Consider the following 2003-nt stretch of genomic DNA (forward strand, 5'->3'; position numbering starts at 1 on the left):
CGTCGTTCTTGGGGCGCTTGCCGACGACCAGCACGTCGACTCCGCGCTCGGCGAGCTCGATGGCGGCACGCAGTCCCGCACCGCCGCTGCCGATCACCAGCACTGAGGTGGCTATCTGATGTTCAGGTTGCGTCATCGCGGCCTCCGTTGCCCGTACTTCCATCTGTACAAGGAGGACCGGATGGCGGGGCGATCTGTGACTGTTAGCTGCGCGACAGTGCGGCCCCGGTCACTAAGCTGATGGTGTGTTCGTGAAGCTTTGTGGTCTGCGCACCGAGTCCGATGTCGCCGTGGCGGTCGAGGCCGGGGCCGACGCCGTCGGTTTCGTGCTGACCACCAGCCCCCGCCAGATCGACGCGGACCTGGCCCGCAGCCTGGTCGCCGCCGTCCCGTCGAGCGTGCTGACCGTCGCCGTCGTACGCGGAATCTCAGCGGCGGAGGCGGGCGAGCTGGCGTTGAAGACCGGTGTGAGGGCGCTGCAGCTGCACGGCGACTACCCGAAGGACGCGTTCGACGAACTGGCCGAGCTCCCGTTTCAGCTGGTCAGGGCCACGGCACTCGGCCCAGGCACCGACGTGCGCACCGGTGCGTTCGGGGAGGAGCTGCTGCTGATCGACTCCCCGGTGGCGGGGTCGGGTGAGCAGTGGGACATCACGCGGCTGAAGGCCAACCCGCCGACCGGCAAGTGGGTGCTTGCGGGCGGGCTGGCGCCGGAGACCGTGGTCGAGGCGATCAGCGTGGCTCAGCCGTGGGGTGTGGACGTGTCGAGCGGCATCGAGTCGAGCCGCGGCGTCAAGGACCACGGCCGGATGCGCGAGTTCGTCACCGCCGCTCGCCTGCCCTGAAGACCGCCCGCACGTCCAGCAGCGCCTTCAGATCTGCCAGCGGGTTCCCGGCCACGGCGAGCAGGTCGGCGTCGTAGCCGGGCGCGATCCGGCCCTTGCGCTCGCCGAGCCCGCACATGGTCGCCGCCACGCTGGTCGCGGACGCCAGTGCCTCGTCGTTGCCGAAGCCGAGCAGCTCGCCGAACTCGATGATCCCGTGCGGCAGCGAGCCGAACCGCTTGAACTGCCCGACCCCCGCGTCCGACGAGCACACCAGCCGCACGCCCAGTTCGCGCATCCGGCCGAAGTTGCGCCGCAGCTGCGTGCTGACCGGAAAAGCAGGCTCCGCGGTCGGCATCCGCGCCGTCGTGGTGCTGACGTAGATCCCTTTGCGCACCATGAGGTCCACGGTGTCCCAGTCGACCGCGAGACCGCCGGGCGCCAGGAAGAAGGCGTGCTCGATCGAGTCGACACCCGCCTCGACCGCTGCCTTGATACCGGACGCGCCGTGCGCGTGCACCGTCACGGGGATGCCTGCGGCGTGCGCGATCTCGACGGCCGCCCGCAGCTCCTCGGTCGTGTACTGCTGGTCGAACGGCGACGAGCCCGGCGTGATCGACCCGCCGGTGGCCATGATCTTCACGACGTCGACCCCGCGCTCGACCCGTTCGGTGACGGCCTTGCGGATGCCGTCGAGCCCGTCCGCCTCGCCGCCGAGGAACCAGCAGTGGCCGCCGGTCGTGGTCACGGGCGGCCCGGAGACCAGCACCTCGGGGCCCGCGTCGCGGACCTGGAGCGACAGGTAGCTGCGGTCGCCGAGGTCGCGCACGGTCGTGATGCCCGCTCGCAGCGCCTCCGCGGCGTTGGCGCGCATCCGTGCCAGCATGACGTCCTCGGCGTCGTTCGGCAGCTGCTCCACAGCCACGCCGAACGGGTCGAACCCCAGGTGGACGTGCGAGTCGACCAGGCCGGGCAGCAGCGTGACGTCACCGAGGTCGACCACCGGAAGATCGGCGGTGTCCTGCAGGGCCGCGATCCTGCCGTCCTCGATCACGACCAGCGGTGATCCGATCTCCCGCGCGCCGTCGAACACCCGTGCCGCCCGGATTGCGTACTTCATCCCCAGCCCCCTTGATCGACTCGTTTTCCAGGCTAGTGGCGTGGCCCGGAACGTTGCCG

General features: G+C 70.4%; 3 protein-coding genes. 1 reads left to right on the forward strand and 2 read right to left on the reverse strand.

The genetic code is table 11. The annotated features are described in order from the left end of the window. The coding region (locus UK23_RS51880) for an FAD-binding protein (protein WP_330770239.1) at window positions 1–163 on the reverse strand (163 nt) is incomplete at its 3' end. An 88-nt stretch (window positions 164–251) separates the two neighbouring features. On the opposite strand from UK23_RS51880, the gene UK23_RS24230 reads away from it, so the two are divergent. Further along, window positions 252–845 carry a phosphoribosylanthranilate isomerase gene (locus UK23_RS24230; RefSeq protein WP_330770237.1) on the forward strand — a complete coding sequence of 198 codons (594 nt, stop codon included), beginning with the start codon at window positions 252–254 and terminating at the stop codon, window positions 843–845. On the opposite strand, the gene UK23_RS24235 is transcribed toward UK23_RS24230, so the two are convergent. After that, the gene (locus tag UK23_RS24235) at window positions 823–1944 is read right to left on the reverse strand and encodes a metal-dependent hydrolase family protein (protein WP_045313915.1); all 1122 of its coding nucleotides are present in this window, start codon (window positions 1942–1944) and stop codon (window positions 823–825) included. The genes UK23_RS24230 and UK23_RS24235 overlap by 23 nt on opposite strands. Window positions 1945–2003: the final 59 nt, after the last annotated feature.

Source organism: Lentzea aerocolonigenes (assembly GCF_000955955.1).
GTDB classification, from domain to species: domain Bacteria; phylum Actinomycetota; class Actinomycetes; order Mycobacteriales; family Pseudonocardiaceae; genus Lentzea; species Lentzea aerocolonigenes_A.

Bases quoted from the DNA above. Each gene is read 5' to 3' on its own strand.
- UK23_RS24235 (WP_045313915.1), bottom strand. From the start codon at position 1,944: ATGAAGTACGCAATCCGGGCGGCACGGGTGTTCGACGGCGCGCGGGAG.